17 protein-coding genes and 2 tRNA genes are annotated in these 26,130 nt (G+C 55.9%); 4 read left to right on the top strand and 15 right to left on the bottom strand.

What is annotated here, in order from left to right; all coding sequences use genetic code 11:
• Positions 1-178 precede the first annotated feature (178 nt).
• Together bamA and AAEZ03_RS07660 are read left to right on the top strand one after the other, a co-directional pair.
• A complete protein-coding gene (gene bamA, locus AAEZ03_RS07665) occupies positions 179-2,545 on the top strand; it encodes an outer membrane protein assembly factor BamA (protein ID WP_350577436.1) in 2,367 nt (788 codons plus the stop codon).
• A gap of 134 nt (positions 2,546-2,679) precedes the next feature.
• Complete coding sequence (locus AAEZ03_RS07660) at positions 2,680-3,267, top strand: LysE family translocator (RefSeq protein WP_048368905.1); 588 nt, start codon at positions 2,680-2,682, stop codon at positions 3,265-3,267.
• On the opposite strand, the gene AAEZ03_RS07655 is transcribed toward AAEZ03_RS07660, so the two are convergent.
• The 3 genes from AAEZ03_RS07655 to AAEZ03_RS07645 all read right to left on the bottom strand — a co-directional run bounded on the left by AAEZ03_RS07655 (position 3,264) and on the right by AAEZ03_RS07645 (position 6,099).
• Positions 3,264-4,088, bottom strand: coding sequence for a helix-turn-helix transcriptional regulator (locus AAEZ03_RS07655; protein ID WP_048368904.1), 825 nt, complete (start codon positions 4,086-4,088; stop codon positions 3,264-3,266). The two genes, AAEZ03_RS07660 and AAEZ03_RS07655, sit on opposite strands and share 4 nt — an antisense overlap.
• A 90-nt stretch (positions 4,089-4,178) precedes the next feature.
• On the bottom strand, positions 4,179-5,525 hold the full coding sequence (locus AAEZ03_RS07650) for a glutamine synthetase family protein (RefSeq protein WP_350577432.1): 1,347 nt from the start codon (positions 5,523-5,525) through the stop codon (positions 4,179-4,181).
• 16 nt (positions 5,526-5,541) lie between these two features.
• A complete protein-coding gene (locus tag AAEZ03_RS07645) occupies positions 5,542-6,099 on the bottom strand; it encodes a helix-turn-helix domain-containing protein (RefSeq protein ID WP_048368902.1) in 558 nt (185 codons plus the stop codon).
• Positions 6,100-6,416: 317 nt separating this feature from the next.
• On the opposite strand from AAEZ03_RS07645, the gene AAEZ03_RS07640 reads away from it, so the two are divergent.
• A tRNA-Gln gene (locus tag AAEZ03_RS07640) sits at positions 6,417-6,491 on the top strand.
• A 138-nt stretch (positions 6,492-6,629) separates the two neighbouring features.
• On the opposite strand, the gene AAEZ03_RS07635 is transcribed toward AAEZ03_RS07640, so the two are convergent.
• The 12 genes from AAEZ03_RS07635 to AAEZ03_RS07580 all read right to left on the bottom strand — a co-directional run bounded on the left by AAEZ03_RS07635 (position 6,630) and on the right by AAEZ03_RS07580 (position 24,528).
• Positions 6,630-7,706, bottom strand: a complete 1,077-nt coding sequence (locus tag AAEZ03_RS07635; protein WP_350577429.1) for an alkene reductase — start codon at positions 7,704-7,706, stop codon at positions 6,630-6,632.
• 190 nt (positions 7,707-7,896) lie between these two features.
• Entirely contained in the window at positions 7,897-8,067 is a 171-nt protein-coding gene (locus AAEZ03_RS07630; protein WP_278940725.1) for a hypothetical protein, read from the bottom strand.
• A gap of 187 nt (positions 8,068-8,254) precedes the next feature.
• Entirely contained in the window at positions 8,255-9,397 is a 1,143-nt protein-coding gene (locus AAEZ03_RS07625) for an alginate O-acetyltransferase AlgX-related protein (RefSeq protein WP_350577426.1), read from the bottom strand.
• Positions 9,398-9,408: 11 nt separating this feature from the next.
• Positions 9,409-10,824 (bottom strand): MBOAT family O-acyltransferase, encoded by a 1,416-nt coding sequence (locus AAEZ03_RS07620; RefSeq protein WP_350577423.1) that lies wholly within the window; start codon positions 10,822-10,824, stop codon positions 9,409-9,411.
• A gap of 18 nt (positions 10,825-10,842) precedes the next feature.
• On the bottom strand, positions 10,843-11,496 hold the full coding sequence (locus AAEZ03_RS07615) for a cell division protein FtsQ (RefSeq protein WP_350577537.1): 654 nt from the start codon (positions 11,494-11,496) through the stop codon (positions 10,843-10,845).
• A 17-nt stretch (positions 11,497-11,513) separates the two neighbouring features.
• Positions 11,514-12,179 carry an SGNH/GDSL hydrolase family protein gene (locus AAEZ03_RS07610; protein WP_153355775.1) on the bottom strand — a complete coding sequence of 222 codons (666 nt, stop codon included), beginning with the start codon at positions 12,177-12,179 and terminating at the stop codon, positions 11,514-11,516.
• 16 nt (positions 12,180-12,195) lie between these two features.
• A complete protein-coding gene (locus tag AAEZ03_RS07605; RefSeq protein ID WP_350577419.1) occupies positions 12,196-16,128 on the bottom strand; it encodes a cellulose synthase subunit BcsC-related outer membrane protein in 3,933 nt (1,310 codons plus the stop codon).
• Complete coding sequence (gene bcsZ / locus AAEZ03_RS07600; protein ID WP_350577416.1) at positions 16,104-17,342, bottom strand: cellulose synthase complex periplasmic endoglucanase BcsZ; 1,239 nt, start codon at positions 17,340-17,342, stop codon at positions 16,104-16,106. The genes AAEZ03_RS07605 and bcsZ overlap by 25 nt, the downstream gene beginning before the upstream one ends.
• Before the next feature lie 6 nt (positions 17,343-17,348).
• Positions 17,349-19,637 (bottom strand): cellulose biosynthesis cyclic di-GMP-binding regulatory protein BcsB, encoded by a 2,289-nt coding sequence (bcsB, locus tag AAEZ03_RS07595; RefSeq protein ID WP_350577414.1) that lies wholly within the window; start codon positions 19,635-19,637, stop codon positions 17,349-17,351.
• On the bottom strand, positions 19,637-21,859 hold the full coding sequence (gene bcsA, locus AAEZ03_RS07590) for a UDP-forming cellulose synthase catalytic subunit (protein WP_048368895.1): 2,223 nt from the start codon (positions 21,857-21,859) through the stop codon (positions 19,637-19,639). The genes bcsB and bcsA overlap by 1 nt, the downstream gene beginning before the upstream one ends.
• A complete protein-coding gene (gene bcsQ, locus AAEZ03_RS07585) occupies positions 21,859-23,427 on the bottom strand; it encodes a cellulose biosynthesis protein BcsQ (protein ID WP_350577411.1) in 1,569 nt (522 codons plus the stop codon). Before bcsQ ends, bcsA begins: the two co-directional genes overlap by 1 nt.
• A 1,024-nt stretch (positions 23,428-24,451) precedes the next feature.
• Positions 24,452-24,528: transfer RNA gene (locus AAEZ03_RS07580), tRNA-Val, on the bottom strand.
• A gap of 184 nt (positions 24,529-24,712) precedes the next feature.
• On the opposite strand from AAEZ03_RS07580, the gene AAEZ03_RS07575 reads away from it, so the two are divergent.
• A complete protein-coding gene (locus tag AAEZ03_RS07575; RefSeq protein WP_123750512.1) occupies positions 24,713-25,996 on the top strand; it encodes an NAD(P)/FAD-dependent oxidoreductase in 1,284 nt (427 codons plus the stop codon).
• Positions 25,997-26,130: the final 134 nt, after the last annotated feature.

The raw sequence follows: 26,130 nt of genomic DNA, 5'->3' as shown, positions 1-26,130 counted from the left end.
GTCATCGCGTAACGCCAACCTTTACCTAACTTGACACTGGGTTAACCGCACCAAACGCCCCGAGCTTTTATGCTGGCGCTCCACCCGCTTGCGTGGCTCGCGGAGCATGGCGTCTGCTCGAGTCATCCGCACGCCCGCCAGCGCTGCTTGTCGATGTGTTCTGGAAATAAAGATCTTGATGAATTTTCCGCGCCTGCTCTGCTCGGTTGCACTGCTGCTCAATGCCACCCTTGCACATGCCCAAGGTTTCAAAATTTCTGATATTCGAATCAACGGCTTGCAGCGGGTTTCCGCCGGTAGCGTGTTCGGCGCCCTGCCCTTGAATGTCGGCGAAGAAGCGGATGATCAGCGCTTGGTCGAATCCACCCGGGCACTGTTTAAAACCGGGTTTTTCCAGGACATTCAGTTGGGTCGCGATGGCGACGTTCTGGTCATCACCGTGGTTGAACGCCCGTCTATCTCCAGCATTGATATAGAAGGCAACAAGGCCATCTCCACCGACGACCTGATGAAAGGCCTCAAGCAATCGGGGCTGGCCGAAGGCGAGATTTTCCAGAAGGCCACCCTTGAAGGCGTGCGCAACGAACTGCTGCGCCAATACGTCGCCCAAGGCCGTTACTCGGCCTCGGTAGACACCGAAGTCGTCTCCCAACCGCGTAACCGCGTGCAGTTGAAGATCAAGATTGACGAAGGCCAGGTGGCGGCGATCAAGCACATCAACGTGGTCGGCAATAGCGTGTTTGATCAGGCAGAACTCGACGACCAGTTCACCCTCAAGACCACCAACTGGCTGTCGTTCTTCAAGAACGATGACAAATACGCCCGCGAAAAGCTCACCGGTGACCTGGAGCGCCTGCGCTCTTATTACTTGGACCGCGGCTACATCAACATGGAAATCATCTCGACACAGGTCTCGATTTCGCCTGATAAAAAGCAGGTGTTCATCACCGTCAATATCAATGAAGGTGAAAAGTACACCGTGCGCGACGTGTCTTTGCGCGGCGACCTGAAAATCCCTGAGGACCAGATCAAAGCCTTGTTGCTGGTGCAAAAAGGCCAGGTGTTCTCGCGCAAACTGATGACCACCACCTCGGACTTGATCACCCGGCGCCTCGGCAACGAAGGCTATACCTTTGCCAACGTCAACGCGGTGCCAACACCGAATAAAGACGACCACACGGTTGATATCGTGTTTGTGGTCGACCCGGCCAAGCGCGCGTACGCCGACCGCATCAACTTCCGTGGCAACACCAAGACCGAAGACCAAGTGCTGCGCCGTGAAATGCGCCAGATGGAAGGTGGCTGGGCCTCGACCTACCTGATTGACCAGTCCAAGGTGCGCCTTGAGCGTTTGGGCTACTTCAAGGAGGTCAACGTTGAAACACCGGCCGTGGCGGGTGTCGACGACCAGGTGGACGTGAACTACACCGTTGAAGAACAGGCCTCGGGGTCGATCACCGCCAGCGTCGGCTTTGCCCAGAACGCCGGTTTGATCCTCGGCGGCTCGATCACCCAGAACAACTTTTTGGGCACGGGTAACTCCGCCAGCCTTGGCCTGACCCGCTCCGAGTACCAAAGTAAATACAACATCGGCTTCACCAACCCCTACTTCACCCCGGACGGGGTGAGCCTTGGCTACAACGCGTTCTACAACAAAACCGACTACAACGATTATTACGACGATGGCGTGTCGTACTACTCGATCAACAGCTACGGTGCCGGGATCACCCTGGGTTACCCGATCAACGAGACCTCACGGGTCAGTTTTGGCCTGACCGCGCAGCATGACGAACTCAAACCCGGCACCTACAGCGCCGACGAGATCTATGACTTTATCCAGCGCGACGGCAAGTCCTTCACCAACTTCAAAGCCAACCTGGGCTGGTCGGAATCGACCCTGAACAAAGGGATTCTGGCGACACGCGGTTACTCGCAAAACCTCAACCTGATGGTCACGGTGCCCGGCAGCGACCTGAGTTTCTACAAAATCGATTACAGCGGCCAGACCTTCCTGCCGCTGACACAGTCCACCTCGCTGCGTTTTCATACCAACCTGGGCTACGGCAATGGCTACGGCTCAACCGACGGCCTGCCGTTCTATGAAAACTACACCGCAGGCGGTGAAGGTTCAGTGCGCGGCTTTGAAAGCGGCACCCTCGGCCCACGCAACACCCCGGCCACCGGCAAATACGCGAGCATGGGCCAGGAGTACTACACCGATCGCAAAACCGACGCGCTGGGCGGCAACATCATGATCACCGGCGGCGTCGAATACCTGTTCCCGATCCCCTTCATCAAGGACAACAAATCACTGCGAACCTCGTTGTTCTGGGACGTCGGTAGCGTGTATTCGGACAAGTGCCACTTGAGTACCACCACCGGCTGCGACGGCGTAGACCTGAGCCAGATGGCCAGCTCGTTGGGCGTGGGCGTGACGTGGTACAGCCCGATGGGCCCGCTGAGCGTCAACCTGGCCTTCCCGGTGCGCAAACCGACCGATGCCGAGACGCAAATCTTCCAGTTCTCGCTGGGGCAAACGTTCTAACCCGCCCAGCAGCGCGAGCGCGTAACTCGTCAACGAATACGCCCTCTCTTTGCTTAGGTTGGGCAGTTTTGTTCAATACCCGGGTCATTCAACTCCGCATACTTGCCCCCTAATTGACAAGCAGGAGTTGAAGAATGAGCGTGCTCGTTTCCATGGCTGTATTCGCCCTCGCGGCCTCCATTTCACCGGGCCCGGTTAATGTCGTGGCGCTGAGTTGCGGCAGGCAATTCGGGCTGGGGCCCAGCCTGCGCCATGTTCTTGGCGCAACGGTGGGCTTTGTGGTGCTGCTGTTGTTCACAGGGTTTGGGCTGCACGAGGTGCTGAGAAAATGGCCGCTGCTCACCGACCTGATCCGCTGGGCCGGTATGGCCTTTTTGCTGTACCTGGCTTGGAAGCTGGCAGCCGATAACGGGCGCCTCGATGCCCAAGGCACGATACTGCAACCGTCGTTCATGAACGGCGCGATGATGCAGTGGCTGAACCCCAAAGCCTGGCTGGCCGCCATCGCAGGGATGGGAGCATTTGTCGCCAGCGGCGAAGCCACGCTGATCTGGACCTTCGCACTGATTTACTTTGTGATTTGCTATGTGTCAGTGGCGTGCTGGGTCTACGCCGGTGCTTTTCTGAACCGCTACCTGCACAACGCGTCACGCATACGGATGTTCAATCGCTGCATGGCATTGCTGCTGGCATCCTGCGCGGTGTCGTTATTGTGGATTTAAGCCTTGTATTGACCCGGCGTGGCCGCAAGGTGCTTTTTGAACACCCGTTGCAAATGGGCCTGGTCGGCAAAACCGCTTAACTGGGCAATGGCGGCAATGGAGGTGCCGTCGCGCAGTTGGGCCTGGGCATGCTGCACCCGGCGATTGGTCAGGTAGGCATGGGGCGTCATGTGATAGCGCTGCTCAAACGCACGAATCAGATAAGCCTGCGACAGATTAGCTGCTTCACACATGTCTTCCAGCCGGATCGAGTGCATGAATTGCGCATCGATGTACGCGGCGACACGCTCTATGCGACGGTTGGCAACCCTGGGGAGCAATTTCGAGCCGCCCAATGACTGCTGCAACAGCGAGAAAAAGCCAACGGCAGCTTCATGCTTGGCCAGCGTCTCGCTAAGGGGATCGATCAGTTGCGCATACAACCCAAGCAACCCGTTGAACAGTTCGGGCAATTGCGTGTGCGTCGCAGCAATGGGCTGAAACGCTTGCCTGGCGCCGCGCCCGCTGGCGTGCTGAATGCCTGCCAACCACTGCGGGTCGACATAAAACATCAGGTAAGACCATGGCTGGTCTTCAATGGGGTTGCAGGCATGCACTTCACCCGGATTCATTAACACTACAGTGCCAGTACTGACGGTATGACGGATTTTCTCGTGCAGGTAAGTAGAGCGCCCGCCAGTGATCGCGCCAATGGAAAACACTTCGTGAGAATGCCGGGCATAACACACCTTGCGGCCATCGGCGATTGAGCGCGCCTCGATAAAGGGCATCTGCGGGTCACGCCAGAATCGTGGGGTGGCGCTCGATACATCGCTGGACATGGTGTTTACCTGATCACGGGGCGGGTCTTTGCGAAATGTATCTTAATTCAGATACATTTCGAACAACCTGCAGGTTGGACAAAGACCGCCTCACATAAACCAGCGGTACTCCCGCGCGCTGATGTCTTGCATAAACGCCAGATGGTCCTGGCGTTTGTTTTCACAATAAACGTCGACGAACTCGGCCCCTAAACCTGCGCGCAACTGCGGTTGGGGCTGCATGGCGCGCACGGCTTCGAGCATGTCCAGCGGGAAGTCGACGCCGCTGTTGCGGTCTTCGTTAAGTGGCGCGATCGGCTCTTTGGCCGATTCAAGCCCGTGCTCAAGCCCCACCAAAATCGCCGCCAACACCAGATACGGGTTGGCATCGGCGCCCGCCAGACGGTATTCGACCCGCAGGTTTTTGCTGTCTGACTCGGGAATCCGCAAACACGCGTCGCGGTCCTCAAAGCCCCAACTGGCGCGGGTGGCGATGTTGGTGGTGCCGCCCAGACGGCGAAATGCGTTGTGGTTGGGGGCAAAAATCGGCATGCACGCGGGCAAGAGTTCCAGACAGCCCGCAATGGCGTGGCGCAGCGGTTGCTGTTGATTGGCCGCCAGCAGATTGTTGCCCGCCGCGTCATACAGGCTGACGTGGACGTGCATGCCGCTGCCCGGCTGATGCAAGTAGGGCTTGGACATAAAGCTGGCCCGGTAACCGTGTTTCATCGCAACACCCCGGGTGCTACGGCAGAACAATGCAGACCAGTCGGCGGCACGCAAACCATCGTCGAGGTGGCCGAAGTTGATTTCAAACTGCCCAGGGCCCAGTTCAGCGGTAATGACCGTGGCATCGATACCCTGGATTTGCGCCGCCTCAACCATTTCATTGAGCACCGGGGCAAAACGCGACAGGCGCTCAATGTGCATGTTGGGCTGGTCATCGGTGTCGTCGGTGAACGGGTCACGGGCAAATTGCGGCAGGCCATCGCGCAGGTGCTTATCAAAGAGGTAAAACTCCAGCTCAAACGCCACCACCGGATGAATGCCTTTGCTGGCCAGGCGATCAAGCACTTGCGCGAGGACTTCACGCGGCTCGAATTCGATGGGTTTTGCCGTGCCGTCAGAGGTAATCAGCATCTGCCCCAGTGGCTGGCCTTCCCAGGTCACCGGCTTGAGTGTGCCGGGCACCAGACGGCGCACGGCATCGGGGTCACCATCGTTAAAGCAATAATCACCGATCTTGAACAACCCGCCCTGCGCCCCCAACAGCACACAGTTTTGCGGCAACTTGAGCGCGCTGCCCCCCGCGACTTTTTCCAGCATGTCGATCGGATAACGTTTGCCGTAGAAATGCCCCGGTATGTCCAGGGAAATCAGGTCGACATACCGCACATCCGGGTAGCGCTGGCGAAAGGTCCGCACTTCGGCCAGCAGGTCAGAGCACGCAGCATCCATCGTATTCATCCTTAAATCAGGTGTAGACCCACAGCACGCGTGTGAGCTGCTCGGTCAGGTTGGCGTAACGGCACAAGGTGTTGCTGTCGAACTGAAAGCTGTCGCCGGCGCGCAAGGTCACCGGGTCTTCGTCGTCGCCCAGCCATAAGGTCAACTCCCCCTCCAGCACATAACCGCCCTGCTCGGAGCTGTCGAGCATGTGCCGTTCGCCGCTGGTGGCACCCGCCTCCAGCAGACTTTCGAGCATGGAAAACGATGCGCGGATTTTCGGCGAAACCAGAATGTCGGTGATGCCGTTGGCCAGGTACAGGGTGCGGCGCTCGTCCGGCCGGGTGACCCAGGACAACGCTTTGGGCTTGGGCATGTTGTAGAAATAGGTGGTCGGCACGTCCAGCGTTTCGCTGATGGCGGTAAGGTCCGCCACTGTCGGCCGCGACAGACCGCGTTCGACCTGGGACATAAAGCCCACCGAGCGGCCAATTTTGTCGGCCAGTTCCGTGAGGGTGACTTTTTTGTGCTTGCGCAGATCGTGAATGAGGATCGCCAGCGCAGCGATTTCTTCTTGTTTATTCACGCCCTGATTCCACACAGCCTTGAAGGCACATTTATACCGCCATGAAATTTATTTATCTTAATTTCATGAAAAATTACGCGGTAAATTTCACAAGCGCAAGGCTATTTTTTGACCAGACAACCGTGCCTAAGGGCAAAAAACCTCTCGGCATGCCCTAAAAAAACACTAAGCGGCTGTTTTTACGTGATTTTTTTCATCTAGGGGGTTCACAGGCCGAGAAAATGTCGATATATTCTCGCCCACTCTTACAGCAGATCTTAAAGACCTCGCAGTAAGCAGCGTCACACAGAGTGCCAGGCACTCTTCGCAACAGATACAGGGGCGTCGCCAAGCGGTAAGGCAGCAGGTTTTGATCCTGCCATGCGTTGGTTCAAATCCAGCCGCCCCTGCCATTTTCCAGTGTTATTCAGCCGCCAGGCATCCAACGAATAACCAATTAAACCCGTAAAACCTGTAGCCGCTGCCGAAGCATGAGGCTGCGAAAACCATTTCATCTATCTCTTCTCGCAGCCTTCGTGCCTCGTCAGCGACTACAACGCCGGGTAGTCGATATATCCAGCAGCGCCACCGCCATACAGGGTGTGCGGATCCAGCTCAGCCAGAGGCGCACCGGTTTTCAGGCGCTCGACCAGATCCGGATTGGCAATAAATGGCCGCCCGAAAGCGAACAGATCAGCCCTGTTTTCAGCCAAGTGCTGCTTCGCCAGCGCCAGGTCATAACCGTTATTGGCGATGTAGGTGTTTTTGAAACGTCGACGCAGCCCGGCATAGTCAAAAGGCGCCACATCACGCGGCCCGCCGGTCGCACCCTCCACTACATGCAGATACACCAGGTCGAGCGCCGATAACTGGTCGACGATGTAATCAAACTGCGCCTGCGGATCGCTGCTGGTTATCCCGTTGGCCGGAGAAACCGGCGAAATACGGATACCGGTGCACCGTGGGCCGATCTCGCTGGCCACCGCCGACGCCACCTCCAGTAACAAGCGGGCACGGTTGACGATGGAACCGCCATAGGCGTCGTCACGCAGGTTGGCGCCGTCTTTGGCGAATTGGTCCAGCAAGTAACCGTTTGCGCCATGGATCTCGACCCCGTCAAAACCTGCCGCGATGGCATTGGCCGCGGCCTGACGAAAATCGCTGATGATGCCCGGCAGTTCCTCAAGCCCCAGCGCCCGAGGTTCAGAGACATCCACAAAACTGTTATTGACGAAGGTTTTGCTCTCGGCACGCAGCGCTGAAGGCGCGACCGGAGCACCGCCATCGGGTTGCAGGTCTACGTGGGAGATCCGCCCCACATGCCACAACTGGGCAAAGATCCGCCCGCCCTTGGCATGCACGGCATCAGTCACTGCACGCCAGCCGTCAATTTGCGCCGGGGAATAAATACCGGGCGTGTCCTGATAGCCCTGCCCTTGCTGAGAAATTTGCGTGGCTTCTGAGATCAGCAAACCGGCTGAGGCCCGCTGGCTGTAATACTCTGCCGCAAACTCACTGGGCACCAACCCTTTACCCGCGCGGTTACGCGTCAGCGGCGCCATCACGATGCGGTTGGCCAGCGTAAGGTGCCCAAGGGCGTAAGGCTCAAACAACGTCTTTTCGGTCATGGCTGAGGTCCTTTGGAGAAATGGCGAAGGACTGTGAGCATAGACCGCGGCGCCTCATGCTGCCGGCGCCAGTAAAAGATCTTTACGACTGCTTCGCAGCCGGACGTAGCCTCGCTGAGCTCGTCAACTGCTACAGGAGTTGCGTGCGCCAAGACTACCCAGGCGCTGCACGAAGTTGAAGAAGTTGGAGTTAGGCGCTCTTACGGGATTTTTTGATGGCTTCTGCCTTTTCGACAACGCTGCGCTGAGAGGCAATTGCCTTGCTTATCACGATGTTGAAGACTTCGCGCTTCTTCTCTATCGATGCGTTGCAGAAAAAATCGGCCAAGGGACTGGGTTTTTCGGCCTTATTGGCAGTCATTTTTTTCAGCCTCGAGCGAAGAGCGGTTCACTCGCACAAACTCAAGTGCGGCCTCTTCAATTGCAATATCTTCACTCGTCATCAGATAGCCCGGAGTCTGTTTTGCCAAAGCTAGCACTTGAAGCTACACAAGGTCATGCCCGCATCTGATTCACCATTTTGCTGAATCGCTGCATTAGCAGCTCTTTTACTTGGCCCACTCAATTGTCTCGCTGTAAGGCGTCTGGATGTCGCGCTCGGGGATTTCCCAGATCACCAGTTTGGGCGGGGTGTCTTTGAAGGCCGGGTTGTTGAAGTAGGTGTTCGCACCGCCGGAAAACTCGCCGCCATCCTTGGAGAAGTTACCCACCGGCGCGGCCAGCGCCTGTTGCAGGAAGCCGAGGAAGTTGGAGTTACGCGAAAAGGAGGTGCCGATCAGCGCGATGTTGGGCAGGTTGTCGTCGCCAAACAGGTCATCTTCGCTGGCCGCCCCGCTGCTACCTTCGGTCTTTTTCTCGCTGAATTCGCTGGCCGCCACTGTTTCCGGGGCGGGCTGGGCGCTCACCGGCAACCAATCAAGACCCGCCAGGTGCACCAGGTCGCCCGGTCGGCGGGCCGGGCTTTGCACGGTGCGCTCGTAGTCTGTGTGCGGGGTGGCGTTGATGCCCATGGCCTGCACGTGCTGGGCAATCGCTTTGGCAGCCGCCGATGAGCCCACTTCGCTCCAGTGAGTGTCAGTGCGCAGAAACGCCTCGGCGCCCAACGGTTGCAGGGTGGGCGCCAGGTCGATGGCCTTGACGCCCGCCTTGTTCAACGCCGCGACCCAGGCAACCGCGCGGTCCTGCAATTGCGCCGGGCGACGCAAATCGCACAGTTGTGAAGCGCCAATCCGGCTCTTGTCCGGTACCACCGCTACCAGCAGTTGAATCCCGCGTTTGGCCAAGCGCTGTTGAATGTCGACCACCGCTGCCGCTTTGGTGTTGGCATTGTCTTGGGCGTGACGGTTGATGCGCATTTCGTCGGTCAGGAATAACCAGCCGTCACAGCCCGGACGCACCCGCGCGCCGGTGTCATGGAAGGTCAGCCAACTGGCCGCGCGCTCCAGATCGGCGGCGCGTTCCGGCACCGCCGCCATCGACAATTGCTTGGCGATTTTATGGGTGACCTCGCCATGCAGCACTTGGTCTTGGGTGAGGTTGGGCGGCAACAGTTGTACCTTGCCGCTGACCATTAACCAGACTGCCGAGGCAAAGCTTGCCAGCAAAAACGCGGCGAATACCCAGCCGGACAGCTTGCTGATACGGGCTGTGAATTCACTCGGCATAACCGCTTTTGGGGATGAGTCAGGCATGGGCTCGGCCATCAGAACTGGAAGTACAGAAAAGGCACCGCTTCACGGCTCGCGATCAACGCGAACGAGAGCAGAAAGCCCGCCACCGGCCACACGGCCGCTATCGGTGCATACAGTGCTGAGCCGCCGAAGCGTTGCTCATACCAACTTTTAAAGGCTGGTGCGAGGATGCAGGCGATGCCCAGCAAAGCCGCCAGGCCATGGGCCGAACGCAGGGTCACGGCCAGCGCATCACCCAGTGCAAAGTCGTGCAAACCAATCTGCCCGGCGTACATGTTCAACGCCGAATGGAAGTCCGGCGCGCGGAACAACGTCCAGGCCATAAACACAAACAGCAGGGTCAAGGTATGCGCCAGCACCGGCGGGATGCTTGGCAAGGTCGAGCGCGACCAGAGGCGATCCACACACAGTGCAATACCGTGCGCAGCGCCCCAAAGCAGGTAGTTCCAGCTGTCGCCGCCATGCCACAGACCGGCGATGGCCATGGTCAGGAACAGGTTGCGGTAGGTTTTCCAGGCGCCATTGCGGTTGCCACCCAAGGCGATGTACAGGTAGTCGCGCAACCAGCTGGACAGCGACATGTGCCATCGGCGCCAGAAGTCTTGAATGCTTGGGGCCAGGTACGGCTGATTGAAGTTTTCCGGGAAGTGAAAGCCCAGCATCAAGCCCAGACCGATGGCCATGGCGCTGTAGCCGGCAAAGTCGAAAAACAGTTGCAGCGAGTACGCCAGGCAGCCGATCCAGGCATCGACAAAGGACGGGTTGTCCAGATGAAACGCCACGTCCACCAACGGCGACAGGGTGTCGGCCACCAGCACTTTCATGCACATGCCGATCATGAAACGGCGGGCACCCAGCGAGAAGTTCTGCCAGTCGAAGTAACGCTTAACCAGCTCGCGGCGCACCCAGTCGTAACGAATAATCGGCCCTGCAATCGAGTGGCCGAACATCGAAATGTAGGTGGCGTAGTTCACAAAACTGCGCTCGACCGGCACGGTCTTGCGGTGCACGTCCACCAGATAAGAAATCGCCTGCAGCACGATAAACGACAACCCGGCAGGCAACGCCACGCGCTGCCATTCCAGCGGCATGGCACCCGGATAGGTGATCCACTCCATCCAGGTGGCCGCAAGGATGTTGGCGTACTTGTACCAGCAAAGCACAGCGGTGTTGAACACGATCAGCGCGACCAACAACCGCACACGGCCCTTCGAGTCTTCCCGCGAACGGTCAATCAGCAGCCCGCCGACCCACGCGACCACGGTCAACGCCATGTGCAACGCGAGAAACATCGGGTTCAGCCAGCCGTAAAACAACCAACTGCCGATCAATAAAATGACGTTACGCCACTGCGGCTTGCCCAGCGCATAGATGAGCAGGAATGCTGGCAGGAATAACGTCAAAAACTCGAGAGAGGCGAAGACCATGGCGGCTGCAGAATCCGATCAGTGAGATAGAGTGTCCGTTGCGTGCAACAACCGCGGCCCGTTGGCAGAAGGCACCAACATCACGCTGTAGCGCTCGCCCGCCTTGAGTTGGCCCAGATCCAGCGCAGCGCCGACATTGGCATTCGCGCACACCAGTTGCACCGACAATTGCACCGGATTGATCATGCGGCGCTGGGCGGTGTTGACCGGTACAGATTTGAACAACTCAGCGTTACGGCCCGCAGCGAGCAGCCCTGCATCGGCACACGACGCATCGACGTTAAAAAACGCCAGCGATGCCTTTAAAGCATTGAAGTCAGTGTCGGGCTCGCGCACCACAGCCTGTTGAATACCCGCGCCATCCGGCACAGCAAACACCGTGACAAACTCACTGGGCTCGATCTTCAAATCGATGGGCAACTTCTGCCCGCCACTGACCAGCGTGCCCTTGACCGGTTTGCTGGAGTCCACGGGAAACAACAGCGACACCGGCAGCGCCGTCTCCAGACGCAGCGGCGCCTGCCCAGGCTGAGCAACCACCTCCAGCGGCGCAGGGCTGGCGTTGACGAAGCGAATGAATGCCGAGTCTTCACTTGGCCCTGTCGGATACAGGGCGAACTCTGCAGCCATTAGCGTCGTACTGACCCCCATCGCTGCAATAGCGGTAAACATGGGAAATAAACGAGTCACTATTTAGCCCCTTTATTGCTGACAGCGTCCGCGGGTAATTTGCCCAACGCCTCACCAATTGCATTAGCCCAGGACTTATAACCGGCCACAGTAAAATGCTGCCCATCTGTAGTGACCCATTGACCGGGCTTGGAGAACTGCAACGAGTCGATATAAGTGCACGGTGCAACGTTGGACGCCAGAAATGCCGACATCAGCTTGGTGCGTGGATCGTTCTTTTTGTACTGGCCGCCCTCTTTACCCCATGCAGGACCTACCCATGCGCACTTGGCACCGTTCGCTGTAATTTCTTTGACCAGATTTGAAACGTTCTGCCATGCCCAGGCCTTCGGAAAAACCGGGTTGTCATAGGAAGCCATCGTATCTCCAATCACCAGCACTACCAGATCAGGCTTGTCAGCAGCAATCAAGTCCTTGATAGGGGTGGTCGTCGCATCGCGTCCCTTGATCACTATTTTGCCATTGCCTTTTTCTTCGGCACCGCAATCGACTTTTTTCGTGACCAGCCAATCCCCGGCACTGGCACCGCAGGCACCAATCGAATGCACATTAGCACCCTGCTGGGTCAAGTTGGCATGCAACGGCTCCATCAAATGGTCCGCCAGACTCATGTGGCTTTCTCCAAGCACCAATAAGGTCATACCAGCAAGAACAGAAGAAGGCATTGAAGGCTCCAGATAATTAATTTGAATAAGGGGAACGGTAAGGACTTACCGGTAGTTCCATCGCACCATTCATGTCCTCAAACATGTAGCGCAGGTACAGTGCGCCTGTGTATTGCTTATAGTCTTGCGCGTTATCCAGTCCCAGGTTGCCACCCAGGAAAAAGTTTGAGCCGAACTTGTATTCCCCAGCCGCACTCAAACTGTAGCCGATGCCGGTTTTGTTCTGGCCTGAATAGCGCTTGCCGCTGGCTGCTTGCAGATTCTTGTCATTCGGGAAGTAGTCCGCAGCATCTTGTTCAAAGTGTTGAACACCCACCGAACCTTTTAGCTGATAAGTCAAACGGTCATTACGCTGAGACCATGTGACCGGTACACCGAGAGCAAAGTAACTCTGGGGGCTGAAATAGCCACCATGCCCATATGTAAAAAAATCCTGATTGTTTTCAAAACTCAAACTGGTAGCACTTAAGCCGAGAGTCAGCTTGGAGTCTTCGACATTTTGCAGATACCAGTACACTCCGCCGCCCAATTCTGTGCGACTGTTGGATTCAACATTGTGTCCAACCAGCTTGTGCCACGAACCATAGCCATAGGCACCGACTTCCTGGTCGTCATAGCTCAACTGCCCGCGCCCGCCGTTGGCTGTAACCCCACCCCATGACTGCCCCGTCCGGCCATCAGTAGTACCGGCAAATGAGGTCACACTATCGACGACAGGGCGCCGAGAGACGTTGACGCCGTATCGAACATTAGAGTTGCTCTCAAGCGGGCGATCGACGCTAACACCACCAGCCATCGTGCTGTACTTGAAGCCCATTGGAGTGGTCCCGATATCGGCTTTGATGCCTTCATCCGGGCGCGCGTAGCCCACACTCACACCCACACCCTGATCGCGCTGCGAGCCAATACCGTCGGCCGATTCGCCACCGCTGCCAAAACGCTCGGCAGCATCAGTGCCTACTCGGCCGGCAGTCAGTGAAACAGGGGTTACGCGAACAGAGTAACGATCATCCCCGACCGGAATATTCACCTCAAGAGGCGCTTCGACGTCTGTTAGCTTACTCAAGCCGGATTCACTGTCATTGCTGCGGATCGTAACGCCTTGGGTAACGTATCCACTGCGTTCCTGCAGGATACTGTCCAAAGCGCGCTGAGCAGAGCTGACTTGCTCTACAGCAACGTTGACCGTCCCTGAAGGCGCAAATGGGTTAGCTGTATCGCCGCCCAGACGAACACCAGGGACCACAGCAACTGTCGAGCCTGCCGGCGCCCTGCTGCGTATTAACGGGTCGGCATACAGGTCCGCCGGTAACGGCACTGAACTGGACGACGTATATGAGGAGGACTCCAGAAGCGCCTGCGTCGGCGCAGGGATAGTATCCAGCGCTGCGCGCCCCTCTTTAAAACGCTGCGAAGATGTGCCAGCAAAAGGGTTACCAGGTGTATTGGACGTTGCCATCTGAGACGCCAGGCTACGTTTTTGCTCGCTCTGCTCAATGCCTACGGCTTTGCGTAGCAAATCGGTTGCCTTACTGCTTTTACCCATGCTGCGATAAATACGTGCCGCCTGTTCCAATGACTGCGGATCGAAGTTTTGCAGCTTCTCATACTGCTCCAGAGCCCGTTCGGCATAACCGTTGTCATGCGCCAATACAGCTGCATCGGCCGCATTGAGGAGCATCTGCGGATCATTGGGCTGACGCTGCAACAAAGGCTTGTACAACTCGAAAGCTTTGGCATTGTCACCGCTGGTGGCGTACATACGGGCCAGGGCTGAAACAGCGCCGACATCATCGGGACGCGAGGCCAGAGCCGGCGCGAGGGTATCGTAAGCACCCGCCAGGTCACCCGCTTCGCGCAGCAAATCAGCTTGGCGAATCCGATATTGATAAAGCACATCATCGTAGCGTTTGCGGGTGGCAACACTCATACGCTGGTTTTGTAAACCACGCAGGATTGAGTTGACCTGCGCATCATTGCCGGTTTTCAGCAGCAGGTTGGCATACTGCAGCATCAGATCGGCAGACGGGGTTGGCGTCTGATTGATGACGTCACGCATCATGGTCAACGCCCGCTGCGAGTCTCCCGCATCCACATAAGCGGAAGCCAAAGTTGCCATGCGATCAGGGCTGCGGGTGGCCATTGGTTGCAAGCGGTCAAGCAAAGCCAGCGCTTCTTGTCTCTGGCCCCGACGAGCCATCGCAGCTGCAATCTTGATCTGCACTGTCAGCGTTATCTGATCAGCCAACTCGTTCATGTCAGCAGTGCGACGACCAACCGGGATTCGGCTGATAGCAGCTTGCGCGGCATCCCACTGCTCCATCTCAACAGACAACAAAGCACTGGTGTAGAGTGCATCGACATCTGTCGGGTGCGCCTTGAGGTAACTGTCGATCAGGTCACGCGCTTTCTGAGGTTCGCCGGTCTTAAGGTAAAGCCTTGCCAGGTCAAACCGGGTCCATACGTTATCAGGGGCATCTTTGACCGCTTGCAACAGAGCTTGTTGTGCCCCGCGAGTGTCACCTTGTTGCTCGGCAATTTTTGCCTTCTGAGTAGACCGCAGGGCACGCAAACGCCCTCCCCCGCCAACCTCAGCCTGCTGGGCGGGAGTCAGGGTATCAAGCAGGCGCAGCGCTTCATCAGCCTGGCCTGATTGCGATAGCACATTCACCAAGCCCTGCACAGCCTGGGCATTACCACGCTGCGAGGCCAAAACCTGACGGTAGTTGGACTGCGCGGCATCCAGCTGGCCGTTTTGAGCTTGTACATCTGCTAGCGCCAACCGCGCCTCAAACCCCTTGGGGTTAAGGCGCATCGCTTGTGCAATGCTTTGCTGAGCCTTTGCAGGCTGGTTCTTCGCCTCGCCCCGCGCCTGTTGAAGCAATGCCCAGTAGCGCACGTTGTCGAGTGCCGGTTTCCAGCGTGAGCCACCATTGGCAATAGCTCGGTTGAGCAGTTGCTCAGACTCAGCAAGACGATTCTGTTGCTGGCGAACCACTCCCATGCCGCCAAGTGCGTCGGGGTCGTTAGATTTATTTTTCAACCGAGCAGAAAAAGCTTGCTCTGCACTAGCCTGATCGTTCTTTTCAAGCGCCTGTAATCCACGCGCAACCAATGGATCCGGTTGCCAAGCCACGGGCCGGCTTGCTGCGACGGATTGAGACTTGCCTTTGTTTAATAAATCGCGAATCCCCTGGTCATCAGGATGGACTTTCAGAAATTGCTCGAAAAGAGGCACTTGTACTGCGTTCGGCGGCCCCATCCAGACCAATGCGAGACGCCAGCTTTCATCCGCATCACCGCCAATGTCCACTCGAGTCGAGAGTTTCGCTAATGCCCGAATCCCCTCAGCTCGACTGTCTTCATGGCGAACAAGGTGCTTGGCATAAAATAGCGCTAGAATCGGCTCGTCTGGCGTTTCACGCAACAAACGCTCAAAACCTTTGCGCGCTTCGGGCCAACCGGTCGGATTGAAAGCCAGGTTAGTGTAATACTCTCGTCCGACTTGCCCCTCTGGGGTTCGCCCTGCAAAAAGCTTTCGGAACGTTTCGGTTGCCTGATCACGCTGATCACTATCAGCAAAGCGTCGCGCTTCAGCGAGCAATGCAATATTTTTCGGATCAGTAAGGGCAATATCCTGCTCAAGCTGCGCTGCTAGCCAAGGCCGGGGCGACAATGCCTGCAAACGGGCAAGGTATTGTTTCGCCTGCTCAGGCTTGTTCATTTTGAGAGAGACCAGCCCCATGCCATACAGTGCGTCCACTTGCTTGGCATCAAGTCGTAGTACTTTCTCCCACGCCTCAGCAGCGCGTGGGGCATCAGAGCGCGCTTGCCAGTATTGACCCTGCTCGATCAACACTTTTTGCACATCACTGTTTTCAGCATGGGCCGTTGCGCCAATAACAGCAGTCATTAGGCCGATAACTAGCGAGTTTCTGCGCGAACGCATGGCGTCTCCCAAGACATTTTTAATGTTCCATCATCACGAAACTGATAACGCTTTTCTGCCCATCCAAACGCGAACAGGCTAAGCATAGTGTTGTAATACAACGGTTCGCTGCCTGAGTTTCCACCGTTAAGCAACGCGGCGTTTAGCGACTCTTCTACTCGACGCCGCTGTATATCCGCTAACCAGGGTTGCCCCTTCGCTTCAAAATAGGGGATCAACGCCGCAGAAAACCCGAAAGGTCCTTGCCTCTTGAGTGCCCCGCTCTGGGTCTGAACATTCTCAGGTGGGAAACCTGTTGACCCCGTACCAAGAGACATTCCGTTGAGGCTAGACAGGAGTGGCCCCGCCAGCGGATCAGACTTAGGGGTCATACCGGCCCACAAGTAGACTCGGATTGCGTCATAGCTACCGATGTCACCCTTGACCGGATCGACGACAAACAGGCCTTCTTTCGGCCCTGTTGCCCTATAACCGACCCAGTCAGCAACATAGCCTTCAGGACTCGAGGCCTTAACCATTTTCACGGTGTTTTCGGCAACCTCTTTCCACGGACCGTTCGGTGCTTCTTTGGCGAGGCGGCGCAAAAGTGGAATCGGCAAATAACTGGCGTTAAGACGCCAAAGATGATCAGGCTGGACAAACCCCTCAGGGCCGGGAATCACCATTTTGCCTAGCCCAGGAAGACTCATCACCAACTTCGACTCAATAGTTTTCAGCAAGCGCAGAGCATCATCGTGATAATCCGGACGCTGCCATACCCTGGCAGCTTCGAGCAATGAATAAGCCATCCACAAGTCGGCATCAGAGGCTGAATTGGCGTCCTGCAATTGCCACTGTTCATCCTTTCCACGCCCCCACAACCATCCTGGCAAACGGATATTTATGTCAGCACCTGCCAAATTGGCAGTTGTCCATTTCCACAGTGACTCAAATCTTTGAGGATCATTCGCAACCAAGGCAAACAGCATTCCATAGGATTGCCCTTCAGAGGTGCTGTGATTGGGCTCGACGCTTGACTCGAGCATCCGCCCATCATCCTGCACATAACGTGCTGCATAGGCTTGCCACAATGGCCAACTTTCATTCTTGCACACTGAATTACCTGCCAAAGCAGGACTCAAGCTAACGGCAGCAAGAAGACCGCCCAGCCAAGAGAATACGGTGCGTCTACTGCGCAAAAGTGAGTTCAATGCAGAGCTGGAAATAACCTTCATGGCAGATCAGTCACCTAACCGTTTGTTGGCACGTGCACGCAATGCCAGGTAAGCCAGCCCGCTGAGCACCACCACGCCCAGGCCAGTCAGCACCAGCACCCACAGCACGTGGCGCGACATCAACCATTGCAGGTATTTGATCGTGCCCAGGTTGCCGACGTAGTAATCCTCGTCAGCTACCAGCGCCTCGACGGCTTTATCGCGAACCACCACCAGGCTGCCCTGGACCGACTGGTTGTAATCCTCCCCGCCAATCAGGGCATTGGTCGCATCCGCCAGGCCGTCAGGGCCGCCCCCTGCGATCACCACCACACTGCGACCGCTCTTGAGCGGCGATTCGAAGCCCGTCAGGTAAGTGCTGCGCGCACCACCGGAGAACGCCATCGCCAGCTTGGTTTTACGCAAGTTGGCTTCCGGATCCGGGCTGAACCAGTCGCGAACGCGCATCGGCAGGTCAGACAGATGGAATTTCTGCTGGCCATTAGCATCGTAAGCCGGCAGGCGATCGGCCCATAGAGACAGCAACGGCTGGTTGTTGTCCGAGGCAAACACCAGCAGGTCTTTATCTGCGGCGCCCGCCACTTTGTCAGCTTCGATCACTTGCACGCCAACCGCCGGGTAACCGGTGGACTGGCCAAAACGGCCGAGCACGGTCAGGAACGCATTCAGTTCAGCAACGCCGGGGTGATCAGGCAGCACCACCGCAGTTTCTGACAGGTCAGCCATGCGGGTGAACGGGAAACCGGCGTCTTTGAACACGCCCAAGTTAGGCATCGCGATGAAATGGTCGTACCCGGTCAGGTCCAGCGTAGACTCAGGGTCGACAGAGCCGCGCATGTTGTCGATGATGATGTCGCGGCATTCGCCCTGCTTGATGTAATCGAACATGTAGCGGAGTTGCAGGCGTGACTGCAGGGCCACCGAGTTCAGCGGCAAACGCACGTTAGCCTCGCGCTCCAAATTGCCATTGTTAGCTTTAAGCGAACTCAACACACTGCTGTCGAGCTTTTCTTCTGATGGCAGGCTCTGTGATTGAATCAACGCTTCATTGAAGCTGATGATAAATGACGAGTTGTTAGATTTCTCTTGCGGTGTGTAACGGTATTTAAGGTCCAGAGGGGCCCCATCATCTCGCCAAGTAAACAAGTCAGGGGGAAAGTTCAATGGCACGACGATATCGCCAGGATTGTAACCGGATACATTAAACTGCTGCTCGGGAAGAAGTTCGCCGAGCTTGACCTTGCGATCTGTTGGCAACCAGTTTGGCGCATCGTAAGGCTTGCGCGGTTGCACTACTGCAAGGCTGTCAATAACCACACTGTTGCCCGACAACGCCTGACTTCCCAAGACCAGCGCTGTGGCTGCGCGCTTGACTTCTGCGCTGTCACGACCAGTGATGAGCAATAACTTGCCATTCGGGTCATTGGGGTTGGTCATGATATTGATGCTAGGGCCCTTGGCTGCTGGCAAGCTCACCCCATCCAGTTGCAGCTCACCCGGTCCGCTAAGCAGAACCACGGCATTACCGCTGGCTGGGATCTGGTTAAAGGTTGACGAAAACCGGGCACCGCGGTAACTGGCCAGCGCACCAAACCAGGACGACAGCGCACCAGCTGCCTCTAATGTGGTGTTGTCCGGTGAAGCTGCAAATACAAATGGCAGGTTTAATGGCAACGCGTCACGGCGGTCAAAAAATGGCAGCGGTAAAATCGACAGATCGTTGGGTAATGCCAATGGCGATATATCAAGGCTCAAATTGGTGCTGTTGTTTATCTTGGCCCACAAACTGGTGTGCTGAGGATCCTCGCAACTCATGGTGTAGTGGCCGATAAACTGAAGACTCAATCGATTGAATTCGGTGATCAGATGCGCCGGAATTTCGATTGTCTGCTGCTGGGGCTGTCCGGCCTTGTCTTTAGGCAAAGGTAAGCTCGCTGCCACCTCGTCATTGATCAGCACGTTGATTTGCGACAACTCCGCCAGCAATGCAGGCGAATACGAATACTGCAAATTCAACTTGGCGCCAGTCACAATAGAATCTGCGCGCACATTGAAGCTGACGCTGTCCGTCGAATCTACACCACGCAACGTCATTGGATAATTTCGTCCCAATTGTTTGAGCGTAACGGTGTAGCCCTGCGGACTGGCCACTGCAGGCGCAACTGAAGTAGCAGGCGCAGCAGCAGTTTCGGCGAATACAGTGCCGCCACTCAACGCCAGCCAGGCGCATGCAATGCCTGCCAGGGTGCGACGCGGGTCGCGCAGATTACTGAAAGCGAAAGACTTTGATTTCATCATTTGTCCATTACGTTTTCTGGAGTGGAGGGGCCGACACGACGACGCTGAAAGAACTGTCGTGCTTCCATGATCGTGGCTTGAAAAAGTGCATGAATACCCCGCCAACCAATGCGGGTAACAGCGCGCAAAGCAGTCAGAGGAGTATCGATTTGGCCATGCCCCCATGTAGAAGCCCAGGTATCAGCACGTGAAAACGTCAGACGAATCAGTTCGCTTTGCTGGCGCAACGTCAAGTGATCAAACTGCAGACCGAGCAAGGAGCCGCGACTGAACACAATGCTTGCCGGGAACACACTGGGATGATCATCTCTATACAACGAAAGCTTGACCCGCGCCCCTTGAGGCACGCTAAAGCCTTCAGGCAAACGCAATCCCATGCCCTTTTGTGAAAAGTCCTGAGTGACGCCCTCTATTGAACGACCATCGTCCAAGGTCAACAACGCCGGCAACTCGGCTGCAACCCGCGGCTCTGAACGCACCTGACGGGTTTCACTGGCTACCGCCACGGCAGCGCTGGTGATGATCAGGTTATAGACCGTCCAAACCAAGTTAATCAGCAAGGTCGTAACAGCACCCTCATCGCCTGTTGCAAGCTGCACAAAACCGAAAATCATGCCTGCAACGTTGAGCGCCAGAAGCACGATATAAGGCCGGGCCAGCTTCCAGTCGAAAAAAGTTTGATCGATGATCCCGCCTTTGTCGGTAACGTTGAAACCACCGAACTTTGGGTTTACGAGCGCCATCAGTACCGGACCCATGATGTACCAGGCCAGGACGGTCTCATACACCTCGTTCCAGAACGAATGACGGTAACGCCCTTGGATAGCCGAGTTGGTCAAACTCGCATGAAAAATGTGCGGCAACGCATACGCCGTGATCATTAACCCTGTTGCATGGAAAATCTGAGCATCGAAAAACAGATATGCCAGTGGCGCAGTCAGGAACACAAGCCGCGGCAAGCCATAGAAAAAGTGCAACATTGCGTTGAGGTAGCATAAGCGCTGCCCCAGTTTGAGACCCTTGCCGAACAACGGGTTATCCGTCCGAAAAATTTGCGCCATCCCTCGCGCCCAACGAATCCGCTGGCTGATATGTCGCGACAGGCTCTCTGTGGCCAAACCGGCTGCTTGAGGAATAGCCAGATAAGCTGTGTTGTAACCGGCACGGTTGAGCTTCAACGCTGTGTGGGCGTCTTCAGTTACGGTTTCTACTGCCACGCCACCAACTTCCAGCAATGGCTCACGGCGCAGCACTGCACAAGAGCCACAGAAGAAGGTTGCGTTCCACAGATCGTTTCCGTCTTGCACCAAGCCGTAAAACAGCTCACCTTCGTTGGGTACAGAGCGGAAGGTGTTGAGGTTTTTCTCGAATGGATCCGGAGAAAAGAAAAAGTGCGGCGTCTGCAGCATCGCAAGCTTGGGGTCCTTGAGAAACCAGCCGATACTGATTTGCAGGAACGAGCGTGTTGGCACGTGGTCAGCATCAAAAAATGCCACAAATTCGCCACTAGTGACTTTAAGAGCTTCGTTAAGGTTGCCAGCCTTGGCATGACGGTTGTTGTCACGAGTAATGTAGTTGACATTGATCTGGGCGCAGAACTCGCGGAAGTCCTCACGCCGACCATCGTCGAGTACATGCACGCGAAGCTTGTCCTTGGGCCAGTCAATTGCTTGGGCTGCAAAGATCGTCAGCTTTACGATATCCAGAGATTCGTTATATGACGGGATAAATACATCTACAACGGGCCACTCGCTGGGCGGCCCCTTGATCAAAACCGGTTGACGACGCAATGGCCAGGCTGTTTGCAAGTAACCGAAGACCAACACAACCAGCGCATATAGTTCAGCCAGCACCAACCCATAACCGAAGGCCATGTCGACCCAGCTCTCAAAGCCCAGGGTCGACGTGACGCGCCAATACATGTAGCGCAACGACGCCGTCAATGAAAGGCCGATCAAGATCAGAACCGTAAGGCGACCCGGGATCTTGCGCAAAATCAGCGCCACCATGAAACAGCCCAAACCAAAGATGCACTGCGCATACAACTCAAAAGGCGTAATGATAATAAAGATGGCAAGCAAGCAGCTTAAGAGGGTCACACCTATGCCCAGAGTTCGACGTAATGCCGTCGGCCACCGCTCAATACGATCAGAAAATGCCTGGGCCCAACGCTGCGTGCGTGTAGACGGGGCTCCGGATTCTGGAGTTGTTGTTATCATCAACCTTCAATCCCTTGAACAGGTGTAGCTTCGAATCTGGCCTTTAGCTGTTTTGCGAGATTCAACACGTCTTCACACGCCGGCGAAGGCTCAACCGTTGAAAAAGGGTTTCGTCCATAGGCAAGCGCTTCACCCAAGGTATGATCCAGGGAAATAACCGCCATCAACTGCTCCCCAAGGCGTCGCTTAAGAACCTGGAGCATATCCCGTGAAAACTCACGGCTGGCATCGAACTGATTGACTAAGTAGCTGCAACGTGAATACGCCGGACGAGCATCGCTCTCGCCCAACACGCCATCGATCTGATCCAGGGCCATGAAACTCGACGCATCAGCCGTCGTCACAACAAGTACTTCATCCGCCACATCCAGGGCCTGCATCAATGCCAGGTTGTTGCCGGTCGCTGTATCGATCACCACTACATCGTTTTCATCCAGATTCATGCTGTCTAATTGGCGAGCCAGCCAATGGCGGTCTTCGGTCATGTCCTTAATCAGTGAACTCCGCTCGTCTTCGCTCAATATGCCGTAGGGCAACAGCAAAGCATCGTTAAAAGCGCGTTGCCACCTCTCGCTCCAGTTGAGCCCTGCCATGCTGGAGCTACCGAAACCGGACACGCTGTGCTCGACCCCTAGGTGATATTGCAACGCGTTTTGCGGATCAAGATCGATTGCCAGCGCTCGCCCCCCCTTAAGCCGCAAACTGCTGACCAGACCGGCACTCAGAGTGGTCTTTCCGACCCCACCCTTGAGCGAAATCATCACCACAATGTGCGCCTTGCACTTGGCGGGACGACCACGGGCTGCCGCTTGACGCAACGCTTCCTCAGCTAGGAGTTGTGCCTCTGCCTGACGGGCCAGCACTACTTCAGCGAGCAGGTTGCGCAACTGGCCAGGTGCAGTGACAGGAGGAACTGCTGGCAAAGCCTGCTTTTGTTCTACCAGCAACACATCAGAGCGCCCGGATTCTGACGCTTCTTCGGCCGCAAGCAGTTGGCCAGCAGCCTCTATAGCCGGTCGCTCCTGAGCGATTTCAGACAACAGATTACGCAGTTGGCTTGGCGCAGTAACAGAAGTCACTGCTGAAAACGACTGCTCCTGCGGCGTTCGGAACTCAACTGACTGCTCGAATTCAGCCCCTGTAGCAGACGCCTCAAAACAATCACCAGCATCAATAACTTCTGGCAACGCAGTGGGCTCAGCAGTACTCGAAGTCGGCACTGGTAATGCAGCGGCTTCAACTTCAAGCAGTTCAGACGCGAGACAAGCCTCAACAACCGGCAAGCAATCGCCCACTACGACAGGAGCAGACGATACTGAAGATACTTCATGCAGCGAGGAGTGCACGTCAACCTGCACAGGCTCGATAAGCTCTTCGAGCACTTCAGCTACAGGATCAAGTGGGACGTTACCAGGAACGGGGGCAAGCTCTGAGCCAGACGGCATTTCTTCCTGCTCCTGAGCCGGCTGAGTCTCTTTGAAATCGACCTGACTATCGAACTCGTGATAACTCTCAGCACTTGCTCCGAATCGACCAAAAAGATTCGATATGTCATCTGTACGATTCATAGACATTTCCCGTGACGCTGACTTTCTAAAAAGGACATCCGCAACGCCACTTTATATACATCAAGATAAGCCACCAAAATGATATCGTCAATATTTTGGATAATCCAGCAAAAAAAGCTGCATCACCAAGTTAAAACAACTGGCATCGTCATTTTTTTGGCGTTTTTGGTTTTTCATTACCGACACAATCAAGATCAAACAATCACCAAACGCATCCCGCTCGCTTGAACCCACCAATTGAAGACCTCACGACAAGTTTTTAAGCCATGCAATAACTTCACAACCTTTCTAGTGCGCCACAAAAAACGATACCTGACTGACGGATAGCCACTTGAGCAATTGTTGTACCACCCTCTCCATCTCACGTTAACGCCCGCATACTTAGAACAATTCGACCACAATCATTTGAAAAGACTAAAAAACTTTGATTACCGCAGCCTCCAGCTCAAATGAACATCAGCCATCGCGGATACCGCCACCTGTTTGGCATAAATTTTTTTGACCTCCATTTATTGTAGCAGCGCACGGTGAGCCCTCCAGCGCACCAGACCACAGACAACTACCTACCAACCTGCGCACAGATTTCGCCTCAGGTCGCTTAGCGGCCAACTTTGCCCCCCACGTAGAATCCAGAGTAATTAGCTATAAGAAGACCACCCGCCCTACCTTCTAAAGCAATTACTTGCCATAAATTGTCGCTCAATATGAGCCGCGAATTACACCCACTCAAACATACCCCGCCACCAAGCAGACTCACCCCAAAATGCAAACCGGGCAGCACTTAACCCGAAAAAACTTTGACCCGAATGCCAAGCCCATAACGCACCTGCCGAGCTCTAATTAAGGGATAAATGGTTTGATCACGTCGACAAGGACAGAATCTGTATAGCATCAGAGCCACATAACAACCCTTGAGCTATCGGCTAGCCTGATGCATTTAAGGAGGACGCTAAATTTTAGACAACAAAAAAGGGCCCACCTTTCGGTGAGCCCTTCTAGACCGCCCAGCAGAGCGGATTTTGTTTGGTAGGCGCGATTGGACTCGAACCAACGACCCCCACCATGTCAAGGTGGTGCTCTAACCAACTGAGCTACGTGCCTGCTGTGGGGTCGCATTCTATAGATTTGCGGAGGGGTGTCAACACCTTTTTTGCAGCTAACCCCATGAATAGTCGAAATTTTTATTTTCACCCCGAAAATACTCAGTTGGCGCTGGCTGGCGGGCGAATTTCAACTGAGGTAGCATCGGGCGCACTCGTAAAAAATATAAAACAGAGGTTGCAGAATGGCGAACACACCTTATCCCCAGTCCTACTATGCGGCTTCGGCTAATCCGGCGCCGGAGCGCCCTGCCCTGCAGGATGAGGTTGAAACGGATGTCTGTGTGATCGGCGCCGGTTATACCGGGCTGTCGAGTGCTTTGTTTCTGCTGGAGCACGGTTTTAAGGTCACGGTGCTTGAGGCGGCCAAAGTGGGTTTTGGCGCGTCAGGGCGTAATGGCGGCCAGATCGTTAACAGTTATAGCCGCGACATTGATGTAATTGAGCGCACGGTCGGCGCCAAACAAGCTCAGCTGTTGGGCCAGATGGCCTTTGAAGGCGGCAAGATTATTCGTGACCGCGTTGCCAAATATCAGATCCAGTGCGATTTAAAAGACGGTGGTGTGTTTGCTGCGATCACCAGCAAACAAATGGGTCACCTCGAAGCGCAGAAGAAGTTGTGGGAACGCTACGGCAATACGCAACTTGAGCTGCTGGACAAGCGCCGTATTGGTGAAGTGGTTGCTTGCGATCTCTACCAGGGCGGCCTGCTGGACATGAGCGGCGGGCATATCCACCCGCTGAATCTGGCGTTGGGCGAAGCGGCTGCGGTCGAATCCTTGGGTGGCACGATTTACGAGCAGTCGCCCGCTGTACGCATAGAGCGAGGCGCCAACCCGGTGGTGCATACGCCACAAGGTAAGGTACGTGCCAAGTTCATTATCGTGGCGGGCAACGCGTATCTGGGCAATCTGGTGCCTGAGCTGGCGTCCAAGTCCATGCCGTGTGGCACGCAGGTCATTACCACTGAACCGCTGAGCGAGGAGTTGGCCAAAACGCTGCTGCCTCAGGATTACTGTGTCGAGGACTGCAACTATTTGCTCGACTACTATCGCCTGTCGGGCGACAAGCGCCTGATCTTCGGCGGTGGCGTGGTGTACGGGGCGCGCGATCCGGCCAACATCGAAGCGATTATTCGACCGAAGATGCTCAAGGCGTTCCCGCAGCTCAAGGACGTAAAAATTGATTACGCATGGACAGGCAACTTCCTGCTGACGCTGTCCCGTTTGCCGCAGGTTGGGCGCATTGGCGACAACATCTATTACTCCCAAGGCTGCAGCGGGCACGGGGTGACGTATACGCATCTGGCGGGCAAGGTGCTGGCTGAAGCGCTGCGCGGGCAGGCTGAGCGTTTTGACGCGTTTGCTGACTTGCCGCACTACCCTTTCCCCGGCGGGCAGTTGTTGCGTACACCGCTGACGGCGCTAGGTGCCTGGTATTACAGCTTGCGTGACAAGTTCGGGTTTTAACGGGCTAAAGAAAGGGCTCGCGATCTTTTGATTTTGGCCGTTGCATCGAGTGGGAGGGTTTGTGTGCGCCACACCCTGTAGGAGCGAGCTTGTCTCGCGATCTTTTGATCTTTTAAAAGATCGCGAGACAAGCT

The organism is Pseudomonas sp. HY2-MNA-CIBAN-0224, from assembly GCF_040310285.1.
Lineage (GTDB): Bacteria > Pseudomonadota > Gammaproteobacteria > Pseudomonadales > Pseudomonadaceae > Aquipseudomonas > Aquipseudomonas helleri.
This window is presented reverse-complemented; position numbering and strand designations above follow the sequence as displayed.

Coding starts and splice junctions, on each gene's coding strand:
- AAEZ03_RS07660 (WP_048368905.1), top strand. CDS start 2,680: ATGAGCGTGCTCGTTTCCATGGCTGTATTCGCCCTCGCGGCCTCCATT.
- bcsA (WP_048368895.1), bottom strand. CDS start 21,859: ATGATAACAACAACTCCAGAATCCGGAGCCCCGTCTACACGCACGCAG.
- AAEZ03_RS07625 (WP_350577426.1), bottom strand. CDS start 9,397: ATGCCTGACTCATCCCCAAAAGCGGTTATGCCGAGTGAATTCACAGCC.
- bcsB (WP_350577414.1), bottom strand. CDS start 19,637: ATGAAATCAAAGTCTTTCGCTTTCAGTAATCTGCGCGACCCGCGTCGC.
- AAEZ03_RS07635 (WP_350577429.1), bottom strand. CDS start 7,706: ATGACCGAAAAGACGTTGTTTGAGCCTTACGCCCTTGGGCACCTTACG.
- bamA (WP_350577436.1), top strand. CDS start 179: ATGAATTTTCCGCGCCTGCTCTGCTCGGTTGCACTGCTGCTCAATGCC.
- bcsZ (WP_350577416.1), bottom strand. CDS start 17,342: ATGAAGGTTATTTCCAGCTCTGCATTGAACTCACTTTTGCGCAGTAGA.
- bcsQ (WP_350577411.1), bottom strand. CDS start 23,427: ATGAATCGTACAGATGACATATCGAATCTTTTTGGTCGATTCGGAGCA.
- AAEZ03_RS07615 (WP_350577537.1), bottom strand. CDS start 11,496: ATGTTTACCGCTATTGCAGCGATGGGGGTCAGTACGACGCTAATGGCT.
- AAEZ03_RS07630 (WP_278940725.1), bottom strand. CDS start 8,067: ATGACTGCCAATAAGGCCGAAAAACCCAGTCCCTTGGCCGATTTTTTC.
- AAEZ03_RS07575 (WP_123750512.1), top strand. CDS start 24,713: ATGGCGAACACACCTTATCCCCAGTCCTACTATGCGGCTTCGGCTAAT.
- AAEZ03_RS07620 (WP_350577423.1), bottom strand. CDS start 10,824: ATGGTCTTCGCCTCTCTCGAGTTTTTGACGTTATTCCTGCCAGCATTC.
- AAEZ03_RS07655 (WP_048368904.1), bottom strand. CDS start 4,088: ATGTCCAGCGATGTATCGAGCGCCACCCCACGATTCTGGCGTGACCCG.
- AAEZ03_RS07610 (WP_153355775.1), bottom strand. CDS start 12,179: ATGCCTTCTTCTGTTCTTGCTGGTATGACCTTATTGGTGCTTGGAGAA.
- AAEZ03_RS07650 (WP_350577432.1), bottom strand. CDS start 5,525: ATGGATGCTGCGTGCTCTGACCTGCTGGCCGAAGTGCGGACCTTTCGC.
- AAEZ03_RS07605 (WP_350577419.1), bottom strand. CDS start 16,128: ATGCGTTCGCGCAGAAACTCGCTAGTTATCGGCCTAATGACTGCTGTT.